At 37.8% G+C, this 26,717-nt stretch carries 26 protein-coding genes; 7 read left to right on the forward strand and 19 right to left on the reverse strand.

What is annotated here, in order from left to right:
* Positions 1-467 precede the first annotated feature (467 nt).
* Genes lacG through E6139_RS00020 form a run of 4 tightly spaced genes read right to left on the reverse strand, consistent with a single transcriptional unit; the run spans position 468 to position 4,792 of the window.
* Positions 468-1,874 carry a 6-phospho-beta-galactosidase gene (gene lacG / locus E6139_RS00005; RefSeq protein ID WP_316400981.1) on the reverse strand — a complete coding sequence of 469 codons (1,407 nt, stop codon included), beginning with the start codon at positions 1,872-1,874 and terminating at the stop codon, positions 468-470.
* Between the two features lie 32 nt (positions 1,875-1,906).
* Positions 1,907-3,616, reverse strand: coding sequence for a lactose-specific PTS transporter subunit EIIC (locus E6139_RS00010; RefSeq protein ID WP_316400982.1), 1,710 nt, complete (start codon positions 3,614-3,616; stop codon positions 1,907-1,909).
* A complete protein-coding gene (locus tag E6139_RS00015; RefSeq protein WP_316400983.1) occupies positions 3,616-3,933 on the reverse strand; it encodes a PTS lactose/cellobiose transporter subunit IIA in 318 nt (105 codons plus the stop codon). The genes E6139_RS00010 and E6139_RS00015 overlap by 1 nt, the downstream gene beginning before the upstream one ends.
* A 22-nt stretch (positions 3,934-3,955) precedes the next feature.
* The gene (locus E6139_RS00020) at positions 3,956-4,792 is read right to left on the reverse strand and encodes a PRD domain-containing protein (RefSeq protein ID WP_316400984.1); all 837 of its coding nucleotides are present in this window, start codon (positions 4,790-4,792) and stop codon (positions 3,956-3,958) included.
* A gap of 448 nt (positions 4,793-5,240) precedes the next feature.
* Here E6139_RS00020 and E6139_RS00025 point away from each other — a divergent pair, with 448 nt between their 5' ends.
* On the forward strand, positions 5,241-6,554 hold the full coding sequence (locus E6139_RS00025) for an IS1380 family transposase (RefSeq protein ID WP_316400985.1): 1,314 nt from the start codon (positions 5,241-5,243) through the stop codon (positions 6,552-6,554).
* A 723-nt stretch (positions 6,555-7,277) separates the two neighbouring features.
* Here the strand turns inward: E6139_RS00025 and E6139_RS00030 are convergent.
* From E6139_RS00030 to E6139_RS00070, 9 genes are all read right to left on the reverse strand, one after another.
* Positions 7,278-8,162, reverse strand: coding sequence for an alpha/beta hydrolase (locus E6139_RS00030; protein WP_316400986.1), 885 nt, complete (start codon positions 8,160-8,162; stop codon positions 7,278-7,280).
* A gap of 280 nt (positions 8,163-8,442) precedes the next feature.
* Positions 8,443-9,588, reverse strand: a complete 1,146-nt coding sequence (locus tag E6139_RS00035) for a hypothetical protein (protein WP_316400987.1) — start codon at positions 9,586-9,588, stop codon at positions 8,443-8,445.
* Between the two features lie 74 nt (positions 9,589-9,662).
* Entirely contained in the window at positions 9,663-9,845 is a 183-nt protein-coding gene (locus E6139_RS00040; protein WP_316400988.1) for a hypothetical protein, read from the reverse strand.
* Between the two features lie 11 nt (positions 9,846-9,856).
* Entirely contained in the window at positions 9,857-10,768 is a 912-nt protein-coding gene (locus E6139_RS00045; RefSeq protein WP_316400989.1) for a sugar phosphate isomerase/epimerase, read from the reverse strand.
* Positions 10,769-10,844: 76 nt separating this feature from the next.
* Positions 10,845-12,023, reverse strand: a complete 1,179-nt coding sequence (locus E6139_RS00050) for a Gfo/Idh/MocA family oxidoreductase (RefSeq protein ID WP_316400990.1) — start codon at positions 12,021-12,023, stop codon at positions 10,845-10,847.
* A 23-nt stretch (positions 12,024-12,046) separates the two neighbouring features.
* Positions 12,047-13,042, reverse strand: a complete 996-nt coding sequence (locus E6139_RS00055) for an ABC transporter permease (protein ID WP_316400991.1) — start codon at positions 13,040-13,042, stop codon at positions 12,047-12,049.
* Positions 13,023-14,516: a sugar ABC transporter ATP-binding protein gene (locus tag E6139_RS00060; RefSeq protein ID WP_316400992.1), complete on the reverse strand. Its 1,494-nt coding sequence runs from the start codon at positions 14,514-14,516 to the stop codon at positions 13,023-13,025. The genes E6139_RS00055 and E6139_RS00060 overlap by 20 nt, the downstream gene beginning before the upstream one ends.
* A 17-nt stretch (positions 14,517-14,533) precedes the next feature.
* Positions 14,534-15,667: a substrate-binding domain-containing protein gene (locus E6139_RS00065; RefSeq protein WP_316400993.1), complete on the reverse strand. Its 1,134-nt coding sequence runs from the start codon at positions 15,665-15,667 to the stop codon at positions 14,534-14,536.
* A 10-nt stretch (positions 15,668-15,677) separates the two neighbouring features.
* A complete protein-coding gene (locus E6139_RS00070; RefSeq protein ID WP_316400994.1) occupies positions 15,678-16,493 on the reverse strand; it encodes a sugar phosphate isomerase/epimerase in 816 nt (271 codons plus the stop codon).
* A 212-nt stretch (positions 16,494-16,705) separates the two neighbouring features.
* Between E6139_RS00070 and E6139_RS00075 the strand changes: the two genes are divergently transcribed.
* From E6139_RS00075 to E6139_RS00100, 6 genes are all read left to right on the forward strand, one after another.
* On the forward strand, positions 16,706-17,605 hold the full coding sequence (locus tag E6139_RS00075; protein WP_316400995.1) for a sugar phosphate isomerase/epimerase family protein: 900 nt from the start codon (positions 16,706-16,708) through the stop codon (positions 17,603-17,605).
* Positions 17,602-18,657 (forward strand): Gfo/Idh/MocA family oxidoreductase, encoded by a 1,056-nt coding sequence (locus E6139_RS00080; protein WP_316400996.1) that lies wholly within the window; start codon positions 17,602-17,604, stop codon positions 18,655-18,657. The genes E6139_RS00075 and E6139_RS00080 overlap by 4 nt, the downstream gene beginning before the upstream one ends.
* Positions 18,658-18,898: 241 nt before the next feature.
* A complete protein-coding gene (locus tag E6139_RS00085; RefSeq protein WP_316400997.1) occupies positions 18,899-20,884 on the forward strand; it encodes a LacI family DNA-binding transcriptional regulator in 1,986 nt (661 codons plus the stop codon).
* A 180-nt stretch (positions 20,885-21,064) separates the two neighbouring features.
* Positions 21,065-21,706: a TetR/AcrR family transcriptional regulator gene (locus E6139_RS00090; protein WP_316400998.1), complete on the forward strand. Its 642-nt coding sequence runs from the start codon at positions 21,065-21,067 to the stop codon at positions 21,704-21,706.
* Entirely contained in the window at positions 21,693-22,577 is an 885-nt protein-coding gene (locus E6139_RS00095) for an ABC transporter ATP-binding protein (RefSeq protein WP_316400999.1), read from the forward strand. The genes E6139_RS00090 and E6139_RS00095 overlap by 14 nt, the downstream gene beginning before the upstream one ends.
* Entirely contained in the window at positions 22,574-23,374 is an 801-nt protein-coding gene (locus tag E6139_RS00100) for an ABC transporter permease subunit (protein WP_316401000.1), read from the forward strand. The genes E6139_RS00095 and E6139_RS00100 overlap by 4 nt, the downstream gene beginning before the upstream one ends.
* Positions 23,375-23,497: 123 nt before the next feature.
* Here the strand turns inward: E6139_RS00100 and E6139_RS00105 are convergent, their stop codons facing one another.
* The 6 genes from E6139_RS00105 to E6139_RS00130 all read right to left on the reverse strand — a co-directional run bounded on the left by E6139_RS00105 (position 23,498) and on the right by E6139_RS00130 (position 26,690).
* Entirely contained in the window at positions 23,498-23,875 is a 378-nt protein-coding gene (locus E6139_RS00105; RefSeq protein WP_316401001.1) for an HsmA family protein, read from the reverse strand.
* Position 23,876: 1 nt separating this feature from the next.
* Positions 23,877-24,299 carry a DUF2871 domain-containing protein gene (locus E6139_RS00110; protein WP_316401002.1) on the reverse strand — a complete coding sequence of 141 codons (423 nt, stop codon included), beginning with the start codon at positions 24,297-24,299 and terminating at the stop codon, positions 23,877-23,879.
* Positions 24,296-24,712 (reverse strand): hypothetical protein, encoded by a 417-nt coding sequence (locus E6139_RS00115; RefSeq protein ID WP_316401003.1) that lies wholly within the window; start codon positions 24,710-24,712, stop codon positions 24,296-24,298. Before E6139_RS00115 ends, E6139_RS00110 begins: the two co-directional genes overlap by 4 nt.
* A gap of 58 nt (positions 24,713-24,770) precedes the next feature.
* Positions 24,771-25,331 carry a TetR/AcrR family transcriptional regulator gene (locus tag E6139_RS00120; RefSeq protein WP_316401005.1) on the reverse strand — a complete coding sequence of 187 codons (561 nt, stop codon included), beginning with the start codon at positions 25,329-25,331 and terminating at the stop codon, positions 24,771-24,773.
* 123 nt (positions 25,332-25,454) lie between these two features.
* Positions 25,455-25,727 (reverse strand): Na+-transporting malonate decarboxylase, carboxybiotin decarboxylase subunit, madB, encoded by a 273-nt coding sequence (locus E6139_RS00125; RefSeq protein WP_316401006.1) that lies wholly within the window; start codon positions 25,725-25,727, stop codon positions 25,455-25,457.
* Positions 25,728-26,060: 333 nt separating this feature from the next.
* Positions 26,061-26,690, reverse strand: coding sequence for a GyrI-like domain-containing protein (locus tag E6139_RS00130; protein ID WP_316401007.1), 630 nt, complete (start codon positions 26,688-26,690; stop codon positions 26,061-26,063).
* Between the last annotated feature and the right edge of the window lie 27 nt (positions 26,691-26,717).

The following is a 26,717-nucleotide window of genomic DNA, read 5'->3' on the forward strand; positions in this document are numbered from 1 at the left end:
TACTATACTTGATATAATGATCTGTTAGTTGACCTCTAAATCTGCTAACAGATTTTTTATTTCCTCTAATTTTCATCGGAAATCTCCGTTTCTGCTAACTGGTTTTAAACTTGCTGTAAAGAAAAATGAAATAGGCTGCATTTCATCCTTTATATACGAATAGCCAACTAAATCTTCTTTCAAAAATTATAATGCTCGATTTCGCCATAATCATAATAGAGAGTATTGAGACAAAGACAACCTCTCTATTTTTACTTTAATGTAAAGTAATCCATTTGTTGAGTATTCGAGTATTTATATTAATCTAGGTTGTAAACTTACTTTAATCAACGGAGCGAAACTAGACTGTGAGTATAATCTGATTTTCTTTAATAAAATAAAAGGAGTTTTTAGTTTTGCCAAACAAGCTGAAACTAAACATCTACCCTTAAAAAAAACGAAGGAAATAATACATTCAGCAACGCAATCTATTCAACTATCTGTGTTTCAGATAATCTCTTATACCAATATGCTGATTTTTTGGGATATCGTTTCTGATTTTCAAAATCAACATAAAATAATCCATACCGTTTTTCATATCCATTTGACCAAGAAAAAACATCCATCAAGGACCACAGAAAGTACCCCTTGATTGTAGCACCATCCAAAATAGCATCAGATAAAACTTCGAGATGTTTCTTAACGTAGTCAATCCTTGCATCATCATATACTGTATTATCTACAAATTCATCCTTGTAACCTAAGCCATTTTCCGTAACATAAATTTTCTTGTAGTTTGGATAATCCTTTTTTACACGCATAATTTGATCATAAAGACCTTGTGGATAAATCATCCAATCCCAGTCAGTACGAGGGACGTCTACATCGTATTCACGACGACCAACCCCTTTAATTTGATACTTAGCACCACCTTTAATTCCTGTTCCATTATGATTAATTTCAGTTTCTCCATCAAACTCAGTCATCCAATCACTCATATAGTAATTAATTCCGAGAAAATCGTTCAAATCTTTAGCCGCTTCAAGGGCTATAAAATCTTCCTCATAAAATTCCAGTTCTCCACCATTGTTCTCTAAGATATGGCTAACACCTGCTAAAGTTTTTTCCGAGTAATGACCCAGATAAGTAGCATCAAGGATAAACTTGTTATGGATAATATCTTCTAACTCCGCTGCTCGAACATCTCCTGGCTTATCAGGATTAACTGGATATTTTGTTGGAAGAGCATGGACAATACCTATTTCCCCCTTATATCCTTTATCTTTGTATAATTTGATTGCTCTAGCATGTGAAATCATCATATTATGATGCGATTGAAAAACCTTTGCCAAATCATTGTGAATGCCCGGTGGGAATTTACCGACCAAATACTGGCCATCTCCGATAGGACCTATTTCATTAAAAGTTGTCCAATAGTTCACCTCTAAGAACTCTTCAAAGCAAAAAGATGCATAATCTACAAAGTAGTCAATATTTTTTCTATTTAAAAAATCTCCATTTGAATGAAGTGCTAATGGCGTATCAAAGTGATGTAGTGTGACAAAAGGTTCAACATTACGTTTATGACATTCTGTAAAAAGATTATGATAGAATTCTACGCCTTTAGGGTTGACATCGCCAAAACCATTGGGGAAAATTCGAGACCAAGCGATCGAAATTCGAATTCCGTTTATTCCATACTCCTCTGCTAACTTTAAATCTACTGGATATTTGTTATAAAAATCACTGGCTGGTTCAGCTGTATACCAATAATTATCCTTTAAGTATTGATCCCAAGCCACAGCACCTTTCCCATCTGCTTGAATGGCGCCTTCTGCTTGGTAAGCAGCAGTAGCACCTCCAAAAATAAAATCTTTAGGTAACTTTTTTGCCATTTTTTTCACCCTTTCTTTTCAAGCTAAAATGCTTAATTAAACTGATCTTTTACATATGATAGTGCACTCTTTCCATCTCGAGTCAATTTGATATATTGAGCGCCCTCTGTTTTAGTGAGTCTTATACCCAACTTGCTTGTTTCAGCCTGCATATCCTCAAAATTTGATGCCACTTGAGGAGCTAGGATTACTAAATCAAACTCAGGCAATATCTCACGATGAGCACCGTAGCTACCAGCTGCTGCTTTAATTAAGACATCACATTCCATCGCCGCTTTATTCAAAGCGTTAGATAATAATCCGCTAGTGCCTCCTCCTGCACAAAGAACAAGTACATTAATTTCTTTTGCAATATTATCTTTACTAGAAGTATCTTCCTTTACCAGTCCTGCATCTGCTTTTTCAAGAATAGCCTCTGCTTTGGTAGTATTGAAATTAGATGCAACTTTCTCTTTCAAGGTGCTATTTGATCTACCTAGACGTTCCTCCTCAAGAATTTGTTCATCATATACTTTGATGAAAGGGTAGTAAATAATGACATCTACAGCAATTAATACTACTGCCAGAGCAAAAGAAAGAACTTGAAGATTTGTTCCTAGTATGATGCCTAACGGTCCAGGAGTCGTCCAAGGCAAGTTGGTTGTAAAACTATTCATCCCTAGTACATCGATGAAAACTTTAAAAATCCAAACATTCACAATCGGTGCTAAAATGAAGGGTACAAAAAAGATCGGATTCAGTACAATTGGAGCGCCAAAAAGAATAGGCTCATTTACACCAAAAAATGTTGGAACAACTGATGCTCGTCCAATCGCTTTATTTCGTTTAGACTTACAAATCCACATAAACATAAACGGAACAACAAGAGTAGCTCCTGTGCCGCCCATTGTAACGACAAACATTTGTGTTCCAGAAGTCAAAATCTTATCGGCATGTTCTCCAGCACGCAAAAGATTTAAATTGACATCAATATTAGCATAAGTGATCGCAGCAATTGCAGGTTCTACAATTGAAGGTCCATGAATACCAACAAACCAGAAGAAAGCATACGCACCGAAAATAATGGTAATACCTACATACCCGTCTGCCGCGGAGAATAGCGGAGCAAAAAATTGTCCAACTGCCTCTGCAACACCTGTACCAACGAACTGACGCGAAAGAATATCCAACACATAAAGAGAAGACACTGAAACTGCGAATGGAATAACATCTTTGAATACCTGCGAGATATTCGGTGGGACTTCTTCCGGCATGCGAATAGTTACATTATTTTTCACACACACTTTATAGATAGTAACGGTTACAAAAGCTGCAAGAAAAGCTGTTAGTAATCCTTTGGTTCCAAGAAATCCGGTTGCAACTCCTCCCTCAAGCGGGTCAGCTGCCAATAGTAAAAGGCCTACTATAGAAGCTAATAAGGTGGACATGTAGTTGATTTGATTAGTTGCTTCCATCCGTCTATTTACTGAATCAGTCAATGATTTAGCGGTTGTGCCTGCTACTAAAAGCGCTAAAATTCCCATTGAATAGTTGTATGGCTTCATTAAAAGCGTTTCAATATCATTAGACCAAAAAAATCCAAATGCATTAGGGACATAAGCTATTAGAATAAAAATACTTGAAAAAAGAATAACTGGCATGCCCGCAATGAAGCCATCTCGAATAGCTCGTAAATAGATATTTCGAGATAATTTTTCAAAAAATGGTTTTCCTTTTTCAATAAATTCAATTAATTTTTTCATTATTTCACTCCTCTTTTATATAGTTCAATCAAGTGGTGCATCAAGTCTTTCAATAGAAGTGTAGTCATCAAATGATCTTGACCATGCATCATAGTCACACTATATTCAACGGCTTCCCCTGATGCTTCCTTTGTCAGTAATTCGGTTTGTGCACGATGAGCCTCTACAATACAGATATTGGCTTCCTCGAATAAATCTTCTGCTTTCTGAAAATCACCAACCTCTGCCGCCTTCAACGCCTCCAATAACTTCGACCTAGCATCACCTGCATAGGCTACAATTTCAAACCCAAGTAAAGTCATGTCTTCTCTATTCATAGTAGTTCCTCCTTGAAATACATTATTTTAATAGACGCTGAATATGGATCATTAAATAAACTCTTTCACTTCGATTCAAATCAACATCAATTTCATGAGCAATAATTTCATAAATACTGTTACTAATCTCATCCGCTTCAGGATAAGCAATCCTCATCTGAGCCTCCATTTCTAATAAAGGCTTATTATCCCCACAACTTCTATCAATATAATCGAGAAAATAATTCAAATGAATCATGAATCGATCATAAAAATGGCTATTACTATTTGTTCTGCTAATACCTTTTCTTTGCAACTCGTCTTCAACTTTGTTTAGAATAGTTTTTCTCTTATCTAAGTTTTTTCGTTCTTTAGGATTATTTTCTCCTTCTGCATTCATAAAGTGATAGGCTATTCGATCTACTTCATCATCAGGAAAAGTATAAAGTAAACGTTCCCTAAAAATATCCACAGCTTCTTTGGCCATCAAATAAGGAGTTGGGAAGTTCTCTGAGACATCGGGTAAATCACTTTTCTTATAACGATCATGGATAATGGATTGATAACAATAGTAAACATGATCTGTTAGCGTCACGTAAATGTACTCTTGAACATGATAATCATATTTTTGGGTCAAGCTATTTATCACATCATAAGTTACCGTAATGAAATCAAGTGGTATATCTTTTAGCAAAGTAACGAAATTCTCCTTGGATTCTTCCGTACGAAGCCTGAAAATTTTCTCTATATTCTTTTCTACAACAAAATCCCCTCTCTTTTTATTGAAACCCATGCCGCTTCCAATTAACACGACCTCTTCACCATGTTCATTTTGCGCCAACGCAACATTATTATTCATAGAATGTATGATTCGGTACATGTCTACCTCCTTATTGATAGTTTTATTTGAGCGAGAAAACAAAAAGTGACCACAAATAAATCGAGGGAATGATCCAACATTCCTTCTCAACTTACTCATGATCACGCCTAATCTGACTTAGTAACGCTTACACTATTAATATAAAAACATATTAACATATTTTTCGATTTTGTAAACCTTTCCTTCAAAATAATTTTGGGGAATAATTTTCTTACTGGGTCTTTAGGAGTTATCGAGATTAATATTAAGAAAGGTGCACATCGATATAGGTCTTAAGAAACAGCTATTAACCTGAATAATTCATAGTAGATCTTTCAATGCCCCAAACACATACTGCCCCAAGTGAATAAAGATTTTTCTGGTTTCACCTTTTAGGTGCACAAAAAAGAACACTCTTATGTTATCGTTAAGTCGACAAAAACCAAGACAACAAAAAGGAGTGTTCCTCATGTCGACTTTACATCAAATTGATTTACAATTCAATCCTCAATTATCGCTTTCTAACAATGGCGGGCAATTATCTTCGGATGCGGGCCTTTTACTGGTTCAAGAATTTCTCAACCGAATTGATTTTGACAGCCTTGTTCAAGAACACAGTCCGTTTTTCGACCCTAGAAAATACTGCCAGCACACGCCTGTTGACTTATTCAAACAATTACTTTTCCAAACGATTGCTGGCTATAAAGCGGACTCAGCCAGCGATTGTTTACGCAACGATCCGATTTTCACGTTAACTCTGTCAAAGGAGCGTTTGGCCTCACAGCCAACGATTTCGCGTTTTGTTAAACACTGGGATCACCAAACTGTAAGTGGACTTCAGTCGCTGAATTTCCAGCTAGGTGAACGCTTTGTTCATCAAATGAATCGTCAAGAGATGGTGATTGATTTAGACTCCACGCATTCGGATACGTTCGGTTATCAAGAATATGCCGCTTATAATGGCCATTATCAAACGACCGGTTACCATCCCTTACTTGCTTTTGATGGGTTAACAGGACTTTTTCTCGATGCTCAATTACGACCTGGTAATGTCTACACATCCAATGGAGCGGCGCAATTTTTACGTCCCATTCTTGAACGGTATCGAGGTAGTTCCTGTGAGCGTCGCTGTTTGGTTCGCGGGGATAGCGGCTTCGCCACGCCTGCTATTTATCATCTTTGTGACGAACTTCAAGCAACGTTTCTTATTCGTTTGAAATCAACTGCGAAGCTCCAACGATTCGGTGAAGAACGAGTTCTTTATTCCGATGAAACCGACTTTACAAAGCAAGAGGTTCAATGGCAGTCTTTAGATTATCAGGCGAGCACCTGGCAGCGGCCCTATCGTGTAATTATCAAATCTACGCGAAAGGCAGGAGAATATCTCTTTCATCATGAATTTCTTGTAACGAATCTGGAGGACCTATTCCCCGCGGCAGTATTCCCTATGTACCAACATCGTGGGGTGATGGAGAATGACATTAAAGAAATCAAATATGGTTTCTTTTTTGATAAAACGGATTACTCGGGCTTTGCTCAAAATGCGACTCGGATGATGCTTAGCGGCATTGCGTACAACATCGTTCAAATGATGAAACATTTTACCTTTCCAAAAAAGGACCAGAAAGCGACCGTTTCAACGATTCGTTTCAAACTTTTTCATATTGCCGCGAAAGTGACGACCCATGCGAGAAAAATTTGTGTTCAGTTATCCAGCACAAATGTCTTTGATCGGCTGTTTTGGCAAGTCCTACATCGAATACAAACATTTCAACTTTACTAAACTGAAAAAAATCGTTTGTTCGTCCAAGGGATTCGTGCGTTCCTTTTTCAGTTAACGGATCTAAATGTTGAGAACTTACGAGTCCCACGGAGAAAGAACTGGAAGAAAACATGCTAAGTTCGATTTCACTGAAAAAGTTTCTCTCGAAAGAACCATTACTCAAAAACTATGAATCATTCAGGCGATACTTTTAGAACAAAAAAAATAAGTAAATTTCAAATATTAAAGAATCCGTTAATAAAACGCCACAGGAACTCAAATTAGCCTGTCTAATTAAACATGTCGCGGGCAATCGAGATCTTTATATCTACAATGGCATCGATAAATACATGTGTTTTGCAAAATAAAAATACACAGGATTGCAATCATGAATAGTTATTCATGGATTTGACATATGTATTGACTCTTGCAAAGTTATGTACATTTATTTTGAACTAAACATTAGTCGAAAATGACAGTTTATAAAAATAAGAAACGCATCAAATCAATATTCTTGAGAATGGATTTGATGCGCTTTTCTTTATTTTTGGACTTATGGATCAGCCTCCTCGTAACGCAATTCTAAAGATTCGTTTAAGATGTACCAACCCTAGTTGTTAAAGAGCCAATATTTTTATTGTGATACGTACCATAATTGAGCCATCAGTCCTATTTGACAAAGAGTCTTAAATGCACTTATTTTGTCTGTCCACATCATTTGACGTAGAGCCTAATTTTTATTGGCTAATTATTACAAAAAAACTCATTCAACACGTGCGCAAAATCTTCAGGACATTCCTCAGCTAATTGGTGTCCGTAATCTAATATGACTCCTGAAACATCTGTAGCTACCCGTTCCATCTGTCGTTGAACTTCATCAGCAATGAAATGTTTACTTCCCACTGCAAGTACAGGCATAGGTAATTTCGTTTCAGCAGCTTTCTTATTCCATTCTCCATCCTCTAATGTTGCTCGGTATACTTCGAACATAGAGCGCAATCCACCTGGTTGGGAATAGCATCGTACATACTCATCTAAAGCATCATCTGGGATATTCGGATCATACGTTTCATTTTTGAAAAATTTATCAAAGTATTGACGTTCTCTCCCTGTTATAAGAAACTCAGGGAAGTCTGGCACACTATAAAAGTTAATATGCCATAACCAACGATTAGAATTCACATTTTCTGTTGTTAAGAATGACCAATCTTCGAGTCCAAAACCTGGAAGAATCATCTCCACGAAAGCTAACTTTTTAACCTTATCTGGATATGCAGCAGCCACAGCATAGGCACAAGCTGCTCCCCAATCCTCGCCAGCAATATTGAAACTTTCATATCCCAATCTGCTCGCAAGTTGTACAATATCCTCAGCCATAGTACGCATATCATATCCATCATCAGGGCGAGTAGAGTCACCGAATCCACGGAGATCAGGTACAATAACAGTGAATTTAGAAGTTAGCATAGGTAAGACTTTTCGCCAATAGTATGAAGTCTTAGGAACACCGTGAAGAAGAATTAATGGTTCTCCATCTCCAGCCATGTAGTAATGGAGACGTACCCCATTTACCGTCTCTTTGCCATGCGTAACTTTTTTTCCATTGTGATCTAAAATATCCTGTTTCATTTTTTCACCTTCCTATTTTTTATAGACTAATAAACCCGATATTGGTTATATAACTGATAGAAAAAACTCAGTACCTTAATATAATCAATTACTTGTATAAGTAATTAATAAGTATAAATACTATCCATATTAAACATTCCAATAAAAGACACCTTAAATCAGCAAATGCTTACAACAAAATTCAAAGATTGCGGATTTCTAATACGTAGACTCTCCCTTTTAATGTAATCGATTACAAAAGGGAGAGTAACGAACTATACTTAACAAAAAGTTAAATTAATTAGATTTTTTCATAAATACTCTTGTTAAATTCTTTAACAGGGTCGATAAATTCATTATATGGATTGTCATATGGGTCTTTTACACCCCAACCCCTTGCTTTGTTTTCAACATGCGCACACCAATGCCATCCTATAAACCACGGTTCATTAATCACTTCATTAATTGAATCAATATAGTCTTGAGCTCGTTCTCCTTGCCCATTAAGATCACTTTCTCTATTTGGATTCATATGCGTTGCACAGTAGTTACCGATATCAGCTATAATTACTGGCTTTCCACATTGCTCTTGCCATTTCGTCAAGTCCTCACGCATCTCCTTATACCCCTCTTTGTTGTTGCCAGGGAAATATTGAACAGATAAAACATCCACATAAGGTTTCATAGCTTCTAAAACAGGTGCAGGTATTCCTTTATTCCCATTATATCGATCACCTAAAATGAGGTGGTTAGGATCATATTTTCTAATGTGCTTTGTTATCGTAGCGTAATATCTTGTTGCTACATCAAATAGTTTTTCATTTCTTTCTTCTTCATTTAAGTTTTTCAATGATTCAAAGTCTCTTCCAGTAGCATGGCGAATCCAGGCTGGGATATCAACTAAAAAGTAGCCAATTAAATTTTTGCTTTCAGCATGATCTGCGCAAATACTTCTAGCCAAGTATTCACAATACATATCAAATTCCTCAGTATAAACATCAGGAAATGCCGGCTGACCATTCCAATCCTCTATTTCCGAAACGCGAATTTGAAGGCAATAAGGCATGTCCGCAACCTTATAATCCGCTGAAGCCCATGCAGCCGAATGTCCAAGGTTGATTGGGTCTCCATACCAATCTAACGCTTTTCCCCAATCACCGCTGATATAGTCTCCAGTCCAACCAATTGTGTTAAAACCCCAATCTTTAAGTTCCGAAGACAAGCTTTTTAACCAATTTTCCCTAGATCCATACTTTTCCTTCCAAATATCAATGTTATGATCATACTTCAAGTTAGTCTCATCAGTATGATTTAAACCCACCGAAATAAAACCATTCCCCTCAGGGTCAACCAACATCCAGCGCCCTTCAGATTGTTCAAGTCTAAAGAATCCAGTGGCTTTAAACTTCACTTTCTCTGTTCCACCATAAGAATTAATTGTTTGCATAATCAACCACACTCCTAAGCTTTTTTTTAACTGATTACATTCATGAACGCTGTTTTATTTCTACTAAAATAGATCTACACTTTTATTGAACTGCGGATAGATGAACAGATTTCAGCTGGAATAAACCTTCCTTTCTCAGAAATATTTGTTGGAATCGACCACTTTTTTTCAATTATCCCTTGCGTGTCCATTAATGCAAACTTGATGGCCGTCCCGCCAATATCTACACCGATTATCTTTTTATTTTGCTTTTCCAAGGAAACCTCCCCTAGACAAAATTCCGCAAATAATGGGCACTTTGTCTGACTGAGCGCTTAACATCTTCATAATCAGATTCGAATGCACGATCTTCAACTTCGATACAGGTATATCCGTTGTAACCGATATCAGTCAATGCAGAGACATATTTTCCCCAGTCCACATCACCTAAGCCTGGCAATTTTGGTGACATATATTCCAGAGGTGTTGCCATTATGCCTACTTCCTTCAGTTTGTTTGGATACAGCTTGATATCCTTGTAATGGACATGGAATAGCTTTTCTTTAAATTCATAAAGGGGTTCTATATAATCTATGTGCTGCCAAACAAAATGAGAGGGATCGTAGTTAATTCCAAAGTTGTCACTATCCAAAATTTCAAAAACTTTTCGCCAATTGCTAGGTGTCGTCATCAGGTTTTGCCCACCAGGCCATTCATCCTCAGTAAAAAGCATTGGACAATTTTCAATCCCGATTTTGATTTCTTGTTCCTCTGCGTATTGGATAATCGGCGGCCAAACACTAGCAACCTCTTTTAGATTTTCAGATACACTTTTGCTCGGCATTCTTCCTAAGAAAGTGGTCACCAAGTTTACACCTAATAGTTTGGCTGCATCAATGAGTGTATACAAATGATCAATAACTTCTTGCCGTTTTTCCAGGTTTTCATCTAATGGGTTGGGATAATAGGCCAATGCCGAAATTTCTACCTGTTTTTTCTCGCAATAGGCCAAAATCTCTTGCGCTTTTTCTGCTGTTAAGTTCTTCGTATCAATATGAGAAACACCCGCATAGCGTCGTTCTGCTTTTCCTTTAGGCCAGCAAGCAACTTCTACACATTCTAAACCCGTCTCCGCTACGATATCAATCATTTCCTCAAAGCTGCTTTGATCAAAAATGGCACTTACAATTCCTAGCTTCATAAATAAAACTCCTTTCAACATGTTTCCTTATTAGAGGACCATTAACAGAATAAATGGTCCTCTTCCTTAAAATCGACTATTCCCCTACTTTAGTCCAAGCCTTTGTCTCAGAAGATTTAATAACTGCTTCTGTGACTAAATCTACTTTGTAGCCTTCCGCAAAACTAGTTGACGGTTGTTTTCCACTTACGACAGACTTGATGAATTCGTACGCTTCAATCGTTTTTAATTCTCCATAACCAATGTTCATTCCCGGAATGTTCCAGGTAACCTCTCCATAGAAGTGTGCCGGACCAGTATAAATCGTTTTGAAACCTTTTCGATCCTCTGGATCATCTGCAAACATAACTTGAAGCTCGTTTAAACGTTCATAGTTAAAGATCAACGAACCCTTTGTTCCGTGAACTTCAATAGAGATAAAGTTGTTTCGACCCCAAGCATTTCTGGTAGCTTCAATACTTCCGACTGCCCCGTTTTCAAAATTAACTAAGAATGACGCTTCATCGTCTACATCTACAGGTTCTTTCTTCACATCGCCGCTAAGTTTCACCGTACCTAATAAATCCACTCCGCCTTCTTGCACTGGGCGCTCATTGATATAGGTTTTCACTGTAGAAACGACTTCACTGATGTTCCCAGCTAAGTATTGAGAAATATCAATCACGTGAGTAGCAATATCACCTAATGTTCCTGCTCCGGCGATGGCTTTTTGGAATCTCCAAGATAAAGGTGAATCTGGATCAGCAGACCAGCTTTGCAGATATTGTGCTCGTACATTTAAAATTTCGCCGATTGAACCTTCATCAATAAATTTCTTAGCCAAAACTAAAGCTGGAACACGACGGTATTGATAAGCACACATTGAGATAATACCTTTTTTCGCTGCTTTTTCTGCGGCTTCACTCATTGCTTTCGCATCCTGATGGGTACTGGCAATTGGTTTTTCACAATAGACATGCTTTCCAGCTTCTAGGGCAGCGATCGCAATTTCTGCGTGAGCGTCGTTTGGCGTACAGATGCTGACAACGTCAATATCTGGATTATTCACAACCGCTTTCCAATCGGTGACTGCTTCTTCAAAACCAAAGCGATCCTTTGCCTCTTTAGCGATCTCTTCTTCAACATCACAAACTACCTTTAGTACGGGAACTGCTGGAGCTGGCCAAAAGAATTTTGGCATATTCGAATATGCTACTACGTGTGCCTTTCCCATAAATCCTGCTCCGATTAGTCCAACGTTAATTTTTTTGATCATTTCAATATCTCTCCCTTAAAATTTTAATTATTTTTTTTACTTGATAAATTGCTAAGTGCAACTGCGAAAACAATAATCACACCTTGAACAATGGTTTGTTGAGAAGAACTCAATCCCGCCAAGATCAAAGCATTTTTGATAATCCCCATCAATAATGACCCGACTAATGCTCCTATAACAGAACCTGAGCCTCCGTTCATAGCGGCGCCGCCAAGAACAACTGCTGCTATGACAGACATTTCATCACCATCACCAAAGGAGTATCTTCCTGACTGCATTCTTCCAGCGTATAAAATCCCAGCAAATGCAGCGAATGCGCCTGACATAATAAATACCTTTAACTTGATGAGATTTGTATTTATCCCACTATATTTTGCAGATAATTCATTACCGCCAGTGGCTAATGTATGTTTCCCAAATGGCGTTTTATTAAATAGAAATACACCGACTACATAAAACAGGATCGTCCATAAAATTAGAACAGAGATACCACCAACGCTACCTATACCAAAGACACTATTAAATTGATTATTCTTGATCGGAACTGCTGCGGTATTAGTAATCCACATAGCCGACCCACGAATAATCTGCATCATTCCCAACGTGGCAAGAAATGCTGGGATTTTAAGAATGGTAACTAAGAAACCATTCACCGCTCCACAAATGACGCCAAATCCTAAGCCCGTTAGTAAGGCTAAAATAATCGAATTCGTACTTTGCAAAACTAAAGACACACACATGGCTGTCATGGCTGCAACCGCACCCACTGTCAAATCAATCTGACCAGCCGCCAATACAAACGTTCCTGCAACGGCCATGATAGAGATCATTGATGTTTGTCTTAGAATATTGAACAGATTGTTGGAGCTTAAAAAACCTTTGTTTCCTAAAAAAATCGAGAAAGCCAGAAAAACAATAACAAATACGATGTAAACCATATATTTATTCCACTCGATCGTTTTCAAATCGATTTTAGTATCGGATGTCTTTTTTTCTAAATTAGCCTGCTTGGATTGCATGCTGTAGTTCCTCCTCACATGAAATTTCTTCTCGTTTAATGTCATTCACTATTTTTCCATCAAAAAGAACCAAGATGCGATCACATGCTGCCAATAGCTCTGCAAGCTCTGAAGAAACTAACAGGACACCGTTTCCCTTATCGGCATACTCGCGAATGATATTAATGATTTCCGTTTTAGCTCCTATATCAACTCCAGCTGTTGGTTCATCCAATAACATCACTTTAGGATTTGTGTTCAACCATTTTGAAATGACAACCTTTTGCTGATTTCCGCCTGACAATAGACTAATTTTTTTGTCTATGCTTGATGTTTTAATATTGAAGTCCGAAACGTTCTTTTTAGTTACTTCTTGTGATTCTTTTTCATCAATTACGAAATCAATAAAGGACAATTTCTTTAAAATAGGTAAAATGTTGTTATCTTTCACGGAGTGAGATAATACCAACCCCTGTTTTCTCCTATCTTCGGGTACCAAACCGAGGCCGGATTTTATAGCATCTCGAGCATTTTTAATCGTACTCTTTTGATTATCAATATAGATTTCTCCAGCCTCTATTGGACTAATGCCAAATAGTCCTTCCAAAATCTCCGTTCGGCCGCTCCCCATCAATCCAGCAATACCAAGTATCTCCCCTTTCTTCACTTCAAAGGATATCTCGGAAATGGCGTGGTTAATGGTTAAGTTATCAACCTTTAAAATTGACTCATCCTGTGAATACTCACGTTTTTTCCATTCAAAAGTCGGTCCGTTCTCGCCAACAAAGAACGAAACAATATCCTCTAAGCATAAGTTAGCGATTTCATCTGTTAAAACGTTAGTTCCATCCTTTAATATAGTGATACGATCCGCGATATTCATGATTTCATTCATTCGATGCGAGATGTACACCATCGTTACACCTTTATTTTTTAAGTCATTAATCAACTGAAAAAGCTGCTTTGACTCTCCGTCTGACAAAGAGGCTGTTGGTTCATCAAAAACCAGAATTTTAGCATCCTTAATAACCGCTTTCGCAATTTCCACCATCTGACTTAGTCCAACACTCAAACTTTCGACTTTTGCTTTGGGATCAATATCTATTCCCAAATTAAGTAGGGCTGCTCGTGCTTTCCTGTTCATTTCCTTTTCATCAATCAATCCACTTTTTTGCAGTTCACTCCCAAGAAAAATATTTTGTGCCACTGTCATCGATTGAACGAGAGACAATTCCTGAAAAATCATTTCAATCCCGTTTTTTGAGGCATCTTCGCGATTCTTAAAATCGACTAGCTGATCCTCGATCCGAATTTCCCCACCATCTTTCGAGTAAACGCCTGTCATTATTTTCATAAGTGTCGATTTACCTGCGCCATTGCCACCAACCAATGCATGAACTTCTCCTCTTTTTAAGGTAAAATCCACGTCCTTTAGAACTTTTGTTTCGCCAAACTTTTTCCCAATCTTGTTCATTTTTAAAATAGAATCAAGCATGCGTTCACCCTCTACTATCATTTGTCTAATTCTTCAGTAATAAAGCCTGGTACTTTCTTGTGGTAAACCATTTCATAGCCAGAAACAATGGTATTTCTTTCCACCTTTGTTGCCGGTACAGCCACATAAGAAGGTGTCTCTTTTCCTAATAAAGCATAGGCTGCCATCGTTGCTTCCGCTACACCTTGATCGTAAGGTAATTGAGCGCCCACACCTAAAACTTTTCCTTGGGCAATTTCCTTGGCAATGTTATCGCCTAAGTCAATTGAACTGACAAAGACATCTTCGCGCCCAGCAGAGGTAAGCGCTGACAATACACCCTCGGCAGGAATATCCCAAATTGCGAAAATAGCTTCCAATTCTGGATTTTGCGTCAGCATAGCGTCAGCAACTTCAGTAGATTGGTTGACATCTGAAAAACCAGTTTTTGCAATAACTTCAATATCCGGATATTCTTTCTTAATCGTTTTTTCAAATGCTTCTAACCGTTGATTCGTCACAAAATAGTCAACATCGTAGTGAATAATTCCAATTTTGCCTTTGCCCTTCAGCTTGTCTCCGATCAGTTCCGCTGCAATTACGCCATTGCCGTAATTATCGGCTGAAACAGCCCCAACGTAATTTTCACCAGCAACAAAATTATCAGGTACGTTATCCATAAAGACTAACTTGATTCCACGATCACTTACTCGCTTGAAGGCATCAGATGTCGCTTTGGCATCTGTGGGAATGCTAATCATCACATCTGGATTAAGAGCAGTTAAGGTTTCCAAGTCGGATACCTGTTGTTCAACAGAGAAATTTGCATCAGTTGTTCCTACAATATTGATCCCATATTTTTTGAAGGTATCTTCAAGTCCCTTTTGCTGAGCTGAGGACCAGTCATTTCCAGCATAATGAAACGAAATTGCCGCTGAATAATTGCCGGCTTTTAGTTTTGCGATTTCTTCATCTGTCAGCGTTAAAGAACTGGCGGGTGCAGCTTTTTCACCGTTCGGTCCGGTCGATTTTATATTGTTTTCATCTAACACTATTTCGTCTTTTCCATCTGTTTTTTCTAACGAATTTTTGTTCGCTGCCGAATCAGATCCACAGCCAGTCGTAAATAGTAAAACTAATGAAAAAACGATCATCTTCTTGATAAACTTCATAACTATCCTCCTATACTTCAAAAAATTGTTCTAAAAACTTGTAAGAAGCTTCGCAAGCGTAGCTAGAATCCCCTGAGTAACCATCAATTTCTACTAACCAATCCCCAGAAAAACCATCCTCTTTCAAATAGTGAATTATCTCTTCCAATGGGATGTCTCCTTCGCCAAGTGGAACAAATTCTGATCCCTTCAAATCCTTTAAATGAACATATTCGATTCGCTGGCGATATTTTTTGATTAACTCTAACGCATCGCCACCGCCAGCCACAAGATGAGCAATGTCTGGACAAAAACAAATATTCGTTAACGAAAATAGCTGATCAATTTGTTCAGGCGTCTCAACTGCTGATCCTAAATGAGGATGATAACTTGCAATGATGTCATTTTCCTCTGCAAATTGTGCGACTTGGTCAAGATTTTGAGCTAACAGCTGATAGTCTTTAGCTCCATTTCCCTTTGCGCGGATCGCTCCGCCTCCAAGAACTAAGTGTTTTGCTCCAAATTTTTTCATATTTTCAATCGTTTTTTTAATACGGAAAAATTCATCTTCGAACGCATCAGTATAAATATAGTTTGCCCCGGTATAAATCCCTAAGATCTTCGTGTTTGTTTCAGCTAAATACGCTTTCAATTTTTCTGGCGAATCATCAAATTTTTCCAAATTTCCATCAAACAATTCAATATAGCGATACCCAACTTCAGAGATTTTCTTCATCACTTCGGCTTCGTCGATTAATGAAAGATATTTTGCCTCTCTAACATTGGTGACGCCTCCGCCTGTACCTACTAACTCACCGAAACCATTTGTCATGTATCCAACTTCCAAAATCACCACTCCTTTTTACGTAAATTTATTTGTGTTAGCGCTTACCACAAACATACTCTACCATCGTACTTGTTGTTCGTCAACGTTTTTTTCGATTTTACGACTTTTTTAGCTAAATATCGTAAATAGAGTAGAAAAACATTGAAAAAACTTTCGATCCGTTGTATCTTTGAGATGCAAATATAAAATTTACGTAAAAAGGACGTGTTTTTATGGAACTAGGATTTTTGACAAGCTGTTTTGACGGGGCTTTGTTAGATAAGGTCCATTTGGCTAACCAACTCAACTATTCTCAATTAGAAGTTTCCTTAACGCCAAGTTCGATCCAATGTTTGAGCTTTTTCGATACCCAACTTTTAAGTTCCGAGCTCTTTGAAAATGAGGTTCGTATTTCATCTCTGGCCTATTATCAAAATATTTTGACCGAGCAAAAACGCTTAAGACAGATGCATATTGACAATTTGTATGCGCTTATTGACTTCGCTTTTGAAAATGGTATTCCACAAATCAGTACTTTTATAGGTCGGGACACCAGTAAATCAATCGCTGAAAACTTTACTTTGCTAGATTCACTTGTGCGTCCCATCGTGGACCATGCAGAACAGCTAAAGATTAAAATCGCGATTGAAAATTGTTCCATGCCTTCCTGGGACAAAAATGGCTTTCCTGCAACCATTTCCTACAGTCCTGAGCTTTGGGACGAAATGTTTTCAAGAATACCAAATCAAAATTTCGGACTAAATTTTGATCCTTCTCATCTAATTTGGCAAAAAATCGATTATACGAAAGCACTCACTGATTACTATGATAGAATTTTCAACATTCATGTAAAGGAAGTTTTTGTTGAAACTGATAATCTCAGCAGATATGGAATTTTTGGAAAGCAGATAGAACGGGAGCATCCTTATGATTTTGGTTGGTACAGACCAGCCCCATTAGGATTAGGAAGCATTGACTGGAAAACGATTTTTGAAACGTTGAAAGAGAAGAACTATTCAAAGGATCTTACTTTAGAGTTCAAGAGTGAGAACAAAAGCGAAGCTGAACAAACACTTATTCACTCTAAAAAATATATTGAAGAATGTTTTAATAGAAAGGATGTTTTAACATGAAAAAAAGAGTTGGCTTAGTAGGCTTTGGCGGGATGGGCAAACAGCATATCAAACGTATCAAGGAGAGCCAATTAGTTGAGATCACTGGCATTTTTGATATTGATTCAGACAAGGATTACTCAACAATTTCATCAAAAATCAAAAAGTATGACTCATTATCAGCTCTATTAGACGATTCCACCATTGAGATCGTTTTGATTGCAACACCAAACGATACCCACAAAACGATCGCCATTCAGGCTCTGCAATCAGGAAAACATGTCATCTCAGAAAAGCCTGTTACGTTGAATACTTCAGAATTAAAAGAAATTTTAACAACTGCAGAAAAATGCGGAAAAAAATTTACCGTCCATCAAAATAGACGTTGGGATGAAAATTTTTTAATCACCAAAAAATTACTCGAAGAGAAAAAGCTGGGTGAGCTGTTATATGTTGAAAATCGCGTACAAGGTTCTCGCGGGATTCCAAAGGATTGGCGCAGAAATAAAAATCAGGGCGGCGGCATGCTACTAGATTGGGGTGTTCACTTAATAGACCGAATACTATTTTTATTTCCAAATCAAAAAATAATCAGTCTACATGCTACTTTAAACTATTTTTTGAAACATGAGGTGGACGATGGGTTTAAAATAGAAATTATTTTTGATTCATTGAAGAAAGCCTATTTAGAAGTTGGAACGACAAACTTCATTGAATTACCTGAATGGTATGTTGTTGGATCGATTGGAACAGCTGTCATTGAAGACTTTGAACTCAACGGAAAATTTGTAACCTTGACTGGAGAGTTAGCAAAAGAAGCCGTCCCGGTCGAAACTGGTGCCGGTCTCACAAAAACCATGGCCCCGAGAAATGATAATTCTGTTGAAACGTTTCCTTTGCCTTATGTAGAAAGTAACGTCGTTGAGTTTTATGACAATTTCGCCCAAGCAATTGACGGGAAAGCTGAGCCTTTTATCAAAAATGAAGAACTAATACGACTAACGACAATTATCGATGCTTGTTTTGAGGCCTCAAGAAAAAATGAAGTCCTCCATTTTCCAAATGGTCTTTAGTAAGAAAACGAATCTGGTAAAAGCAGAAAACACTTTAACAACAATGGCTAAGTGTTTTCTGCCAAGGACATTTTCCAAAAACCTTTACTAAAAAACCGATTTGCTTTCAGTATTCTTCAAGGTAAGTATTCATTACTGTCGCTCGTGATTCGCTGACTTCTTTGTCAATAATAAAAACGTTCACTTTACTGATTCCTTGTAGTATGATGTGAATTAGATAAAAATAGAAAATGGTGATTTTTTGACGACTATTAAAGAAGTAGCGGAAATGGCTGGCGTTTCTGTTGCTACAGTTTCTCACGTTGTTAGAAAAACTAGATATGTTAGCCCTGAGCTAGAAAGAAAAGTAGAAGATGTCCTCTCTTCGCTTGATTCTGTTCCAAATTTTGTCCTAAAGCAAAATAAAAAAAATGAGAACAAAGTACAAATCCTATTGGTGTACGTACCAAACTTTTCTGACAAATTTCAAATGGGTGTGCTAGCAGAAATTCGCCAGCAGCAAACAAATAAAAATGTCGTAGTTATTCCTGTCGAATATCAAGATATAACGAAGGAATTTGAGGTGATGTTTGATAGCTTCGCTGAAAAAATTATTGGTCAAATTTTAATCTACTCAGAAGAGGTTGAACCAGTATTTCCTAAAAAATTTTACAAGATTCCGTTTGTAATAATCAGTACCAATAACTATGAAACGATTACTCTGCCATCCATTTCAAGTGATAGTCGTGCCGGGGTAGAACATGCAACCAATCATTTAATAAAAAGTGGTCATTCTAGAATTGCCTATATAGACTTTTCTGATAAAGTGGAGAACGATTCGCTTCTAGGCTTTAAACAGGCTTTTCAAAAAAGCCAGTTGGAGATTGATGAGGATATTGTTTCAACTAGACGACTTTCCGAAAAGGAACTGCTTGAAAAGCTACATGAGTTATTTTCACAGGACAATCTTTATCCGCCAACTGGTATCTTTGTTGATCCAATAATTATCAATGAAGTCATTGGTTATTTTAGCAAAACAGGTTATCGTATCCCAGAAGATATTTCTGTCATTTCCTTAGGCAGCGAATCTTGGTATTCACTATGCAATCCAGCCATTACTAGTATTGAACATGATTTTTCTAGCATCGTTTCTGAAGCTTTGAATATCCTCCACTCGTACTCGGCAGATTTGCAGGTAAAAAAGGTCGTTCCAACTACCTTCCATTTACAAAATTCCACCTCAGGAATTGCCAAGGGACCGTTTGGTGAGAAAGCCTACTCCATTGACAGTATTATGCTCACGGAAAAAGAGATCGCTGAGATAAAACAAACGAAAAGAACCGCAGTCATCTCTTTCCACTATACGGGAGCTTCTTGGATGAACCTGCATGAAGCCGGGATAAATAAACTATTTAATGAACTTAACATCAACATTATCGGTGTAACTGATGCTCACTTCGATTCTGATCTACAAAACAAACAGATCGACAGTCTCCTGTCATTAGAGCCGGATATTTTTATTGCGATTCCAACTGATACCGCTAAAACCGCCGAGGCCTTTAAAAAGATTGTTGACAGCCCTAGTCAATTAATCTTGATCACCAATGTTCCAAAGGGGTTAACCCCTAACGATTACGTGTCGGTCGTATCAGTAAATGAGCTTACCAACGGAAGACTTGCTGCCAGAGGCTTGTGCGAACAAATGGCTGCTAATGGAAAAACTAAAGTCGGTTTAATGACCTTCGACTCTGATTTTTATGCCACCAATCAAAGAGATACCTCGGCACAACAGCTGATTGATGAGGATTTTCCGGCAATGGAAATAGTAGCGAACTCCTCCTTCAAAAGTGAAAGTGAGGTCTTTGATAAAACCTTGGAGCTGTTGGCTGAACACCCGGAAATAGAAGGTCTCTATATCTCATGGGATGGACCGGCGCAACAAGTCATCAAGGCATTAGCTACTCTTGACCGTTTAGATATCATTGTTGGAACAGTCGATTTAGACTTTTCTTCCGCGTTAGTGATTGCTAAGGATGGACCGATAAAATGCGTGAGTGCGCAACAGCCCTTCGAACAAGGAAAAGCCATCGCTTTGGCCGCAGGGCAATCGATTCTGCAAAAACATGTACCTAGCTTCATCGGAATAGAACCACTTATGGTTAATAAGGGGAATTTACTCAACTCATGGCGGACTATCTTTAAAGAAGAACCGCCCAAAGAATTACGAGAGCTGCTTGCTAGAAAGTAAATTTTATACACAAAAACGGAGCGCCTCTGAGACTAGTTTCAGAGGCGCTCTATGAGTATAAAAATATTTTGTCACCTGCATCCGATTGACCACCCGGTCATAAAATGTTACACTGTACTCGAACGATGAAAGAAATATTTTTTTAACGACAAAATGACCACGTGGTCAGGAGGGCTGTGTATGGCAATAGAAACTTTTTTTAACTTACCATTGGACAAGCGAGAAAAGATCACGCAAAAAGGAATCGAGATTTTCACGAAGTATTCCTACGGAGAAGCGAGTACCAATCAAATCACAAAGGAATTAGGCATTTCAAAAGGCAGCTTATTTAATTATTTCGGCAGCAAAAAAGAATTTTACCTCTATCTATTACGTGATAGTATTGAAGACTTGATGTCAGTGAAGCAGGATATTACGGCAAACAATTTTTACGATATTCTCTTTGAAAGCATGGAGAATAAAATGACTCTGTACTCTTCCAAAGCAAAAGAAAAGATTCTTTTTGTAAACCACGCGTCGAAGGAAACGAACATCGAGGTTGTGAAAGAAAAGCAAGAAATCATTCAGAAGTATATGCTCCAAGCTCAGCAGCAATCAGCACAGGTTCTTCAAAAAGCGATCGCTACTCTGCCAATCAAAAAAGACTCTGAGAAGCTTTTACAGGGAATGACACTTTATATCAATACAATCGTTATGCAATATCTGGCTCGGTATAAAGATACACCAATGGAATTCTTCCAAAACAAGGAAACGATTGAAAAGGAAATCAAGGAATACTTAGACATCTTACTCTATGGGGTGATCGAAAATGAGCATGATTAATGTTGAACATCTCTCTAAAAATTATGGTCATTCGCGAGGAATCGAGGATATCAGCTTTTCTGTAAAAACTGGAGAGATTATTGGATTGATTGGTCCGAATGGCGCTGGCAAATCAACTTTGATCAGGCTTCTCCTCTCCTTCATTTATCCTGATAGCGGCGAAGCTCAGATTGATGGGATCGATTGTCTTCGCGAGGCGAAAAGGATTAAAGAAATAGTGGGCTATGTCCCTTCTGAGATCAACTTCTATGAGGATATGACGGTTGCCGAACTGTTGCGCTACTCCGCCCGCTTCTATAAAAAGGACTGTGGGCAACGAGCTGCGGAATTGGCTCAACTGTTGGAACTGGATCTGACGAAAAAGATGACCGCCCTATCCTATGGGAATAAAAAGAAAGTCGCGATCGTACAAGCATTGCAACACCAGCCGAAAGTATTGATCTTAGATGAACCCACTGGCGGACTTGATCCACTGATGCAAAATAATTTTTTTGCTCTTTTGGAGCAGGAGAAAGAAAAAGGAACGACCATTTTGTTTTCTTCTCATATATTAAGTGAAGTGCAAAAAGTATGCGATCGGATCGCGATTATTCGCGAAGGGAAGCTTTTGAAGTTTGAAAGGATTGATGCGCTGCAAGAAAGTCATTTCAAGCAAATTGAGTTAGAGTTTTTTGACCAACCTGACTCATTCAATATACCAAATAGTTCGAATCATCAGATCGTTGGAAACCATGTGACCTTCTTATTCTCAGGAAATATCAATGATTTGATCGATTCTTTACACCACGAAGCAATTAAAGATATTTCTATCCTTGATCCATCTTTAGACGATGTTTTCTTACACTACTATGAAAGGGCTGAAGCGAAATGAACCTTTTGTTAAGAGAATTAAAACGTAATCTTGTTGCTTCAAGTATTTGGCTGGTTCTCTTGATTGCCGTCAATGCAATGATGCTCGCCAGCTTTGAATCTGTCGCGGAAATGACGAAAAACACGGAAGCCATGTTAGCCCAGTATCCAAAGGAATTTGTTCAGGCCTTAAGTCTCGATCGTTTGAATATGACGAATATTCTACACTTCTACGCCAGCCGTTCCTTTTTAATAGTGACAATTTTCGGTAGTGTGTATGCGATCCTACTCTCTTCTTCCATTTTGTCAAAAGAGGAAAGCGAAAGGACGATCGAATTTTTACTATCAAAACCGATCAGCCGTGCCTCGTTGATAACATCTAAGTTGTTGTGCCCCTTGATCTATGTCACTCTGTTCGATCTTCTCTTCTCGCTTAGTAACTGGCTTCTTTTGAATCATTTCAAAATTTATGATTTTGACACTAAGGGATTTCTGTTAATCTCTCTTGGTGCTTGGGCGATCCACTTGATTTTTATGTTTATTGGTTTTGTCTTATCTGCATATATCACAAAAACACGAACCAATACTGCCATTGCATTAGGTATCGTTTTTTTAGGTTACTTCCTTAGTATTGCCGCCTCGTTAAAAGAAAAGCTTTCCTTTTTCAACTATCTTTCTCCCTTCAGCTACTTTAATACGGAAGATTTAGTGATTGGGAAAACTATTCAAACACCGTATCTTTTCATCACACTCATAATGATTATTCTCTGCATTGGATTAAGCTATTATCACTATGGGAAAAAAGACATCGCTGTTTGAACGCGGCTAAATAGCCTATCAACTTCATGCTGATAGGCTTTCCTACTGAAAATGTCCTCATCTAGTTTTCAGACGATATGAGAATGTTTCTTTCATCATTTTTGAAGGAAAACTATTTTATCATTATCCACCCATCCCAATAAAAATACCCAAAACAAACGGAATTAACCAGATTGCCCAGACTAAAATACTGAATTTATGAAAAGTTTGCTGCGCAGAACGATCTTTTTTTACCAGAATAACGGTTGCCCAACAAGCATGAAAAAACATTAAAAACAACGCTACCGCTCCGGTTATTCCGTGTAGATTAAAGGAAAAGCTAGCGCCCGAAAGCTTACTCATGATGGTTGTTCCGGTAGTGTCAAAAATGAAGCCGCACCAAAATACAATTGCGTGCCAACGAAGCAGTATCCCTTGTCTTCTTTCCGCAAACACGCCGATGGTATAAAAAGTTAATGCCAAGAGCATGCATACAATGGCGGCTAATAATAAAGTAGACATCCTATTTCTCCTCCTCCATTAATTCTTTTTTTACTGCTCTTACAAACAAGAACAACGCAATAGCAACCCCTATATGGGTTAATCCTGAGATTCCTGAGATCATGGCATTTATCCCATTACTGATGGTGAGCTCCTTTACTTGAACAATTCCTCTGACAATCATCATCGTCACCATCAATGGCAGTGAAACATTGTAGAGGACGAAAAATCTTCTAAACAATCGATTATTTTCTAGATTGGTTACTTTAAAAAGAATTGCCGTAAATAGAAAAACTGCCACCCCTAATGCCAATAGATGGGTATGAACAACTCCCAATACCGTTTGACCAGAAAATGCATTTAACTTTGTAAATTCACGGTAAAAAACGCCCCCTACCATCGCTGCGACAAAATATATGATTGCTGTGTTCATGACTTTTTTCATTTTTTCAACTTCCTTCTTTCAAAATAGTTATAGCCAAAAAGGACTCCAGCTAAAAAGAGCGCCGACCCTAAGCCTGTATAAAAAACAGCGATGAAACGATCTGGCAACAAATTAAATTTTCGAATGATTAAGCCACCAGATATCATGAATGCCATGATCAGAAAAGACTTCAAATCAAAAAAATTGAGAATAAACTGCCGCTCCTTTGTGTAATTACAGATCCTCTTCGTGTGTTTGATCGTTAGCTTATGAAAGACCATAAACCAAAAAATCAAGAAAACCAGTATTGATAATAAAAAATTGATGACTGATAAATAATTTGCGTATGTTTCAATTCCTATTTTTAAAACATTAAAGCCAGCAATGAGCCATACAATACTAGCTAACAATAATAAAGTTCTTTTTTTAACCATCATGTGACCTCCTACAATATGAACAATGTTCATGTTGAGATAAAAGATGACTCGTCCGTTATTCAGCATAGATCGAATTTCGAACGAGCTTTAAAATACCATCACAATTCTCATCATTAGTCATCGTATATAAAAATAATTCGAAGACATACTCCACATAGCGCTCAGGAGTCAAATGACTATCAAAGACATTTTCACGTATCTTTTTATCCTGCGTTAATGCACTTAGCAATGCCTGCTTAATATGTTGCCAATATCTCTCCATCATTTTCGAACCCATGATCTTATCATCAAAAGCCATAACTAGTGCATGGGAGGAAAAAAAGTCTGGATAGAGTACTTTCCCCTGTTCAACACTTTGTAAAAGAGCTTCCAGACATTTTGTAAAATCATCAAAATGAAAGGTCTCTTCGGAAAAATGAAAAATCTCTGACCAAATACTACCAATCGTTTCCGCCAATAATTCCCCTTTTGATGGAAAATAATTATACACCGCGCCGACGGACATGCCGGCTTTTTTAGCAACAGAACGAATACTGATCGCTTGAAGTCCGTCCGCTCGAACGATTTCTTTGCAATACCCGATGAGCTCTTCTTTTGAACTTATTTGATTGTTCATGATACACCTCCTCACCAAAATGAACGATGTTCACTTTGGATAATACAACGCTTTTCTATTTCTGTCAATTCCTTTATCCGCGAAAAAAGGCTCTCAACTATTTTCGTTGAGAGCCGAAGAAACTTAATTTTTCTCTTTCACTGCTTTTGGTGCTACTAACAATGTACACATTGCTAAACCTAATACGATAAACAAGACTGCACCCATAACATTTCCTTTAGTAAGCATCGCAAAGGCGATTGTTCCGAAAAGACTTGCTACGGTTAGAACGATGCCTGATTTTTGGATCCCTGTCAGTTTGGCGAAAGTATTTCTAAAACCGATCGTCAATAATAATGAGCCGACAAATGAAGCGATACCAAAAATAATGTGACCAACTAGAATAAGATTTTCCATGTCCTCACCTCCCTCAGGACCACTATACTAGAAAGACTGAAGGAAGACTAAAATTGTGCCCGAGAAACAAAAAACTGGACTGCTCATGCTCGCGGAAGTAAGTTCTCAAACAACGCTAAAACAGGGTTGGGTTAGAGAGAGGTTGAGACTTAACTATTTTACGATTCATGAGTAATCCAGAGCTTGTCCAAAGGGAAACGAATAATCCTTTCCCTTTGTTCATTTATAGTATAAATGATTTTTTTTGCTAAACCTTCCCCATTTTGGGTGATGGCAGTACTTTCATTTTTTTTAGATTCTATTAAATTATAAGTTTTTTCTACTATTTTTCGATTACTTTACTTGATACCGTAAGAGGGTTTGTCGTTTTTCCGGTACAGTCTTTCTAGCGTCATTCAGATAGATTTCACGATGTTCGAAGCTACTACGTTTCAGACCATTATCTTCAACGAACTGATCCATCTTTCTAAAAGAAGCCGGTTCATCATCAAAGGAGCCCCGATGCAGAACTTGGACACATTTTCCATCTTCGATCGTTTCAAAATTCAGTTTCTGCAGTAAAGCGTTCGGCTCCTTTTTTGCTACAGCTGATACTGCTGTTTCGAACATTTCTTGTGTGATCCAATCCGGCTGCCGCAGCATAATTTTGTATTCGAAGCTTTCTTTATCGGTAATATCAGCGGTATTTTTAGTGGACCAGATACCTTCTAACGGAAAAATCGCAAATTCTGAATACTCAAAGTCCCCCTGTAATTCCTGATGTGCCTTATAGAATTTTTTGAAGCCCATCTTGATGCTCCAGGCTACTGGATAAAGCACACTTACTCGTTCTGAAAAATCTGGATTATTCGGATTTCCTGCTCCCTTGATTGTGAGAAATTTCTGTGGCGGAACAACAACGATCTCCGGCTGTTTTTTCTTTCCATATAAGTGCTTTTCTTGTTTTTTCCAATCATACTTCATTTCATTTCCCTCGCTTTCAACTTTGAC

The sequence above is a fragment of the Enterococcus sp. genome (assembly GCF_032555305.1).
Taxonomy (GTDB): Bacteria; Bacillota; Bacilli; order Lactobacillales; family Enterococcaceae; genus Enterococcus_A.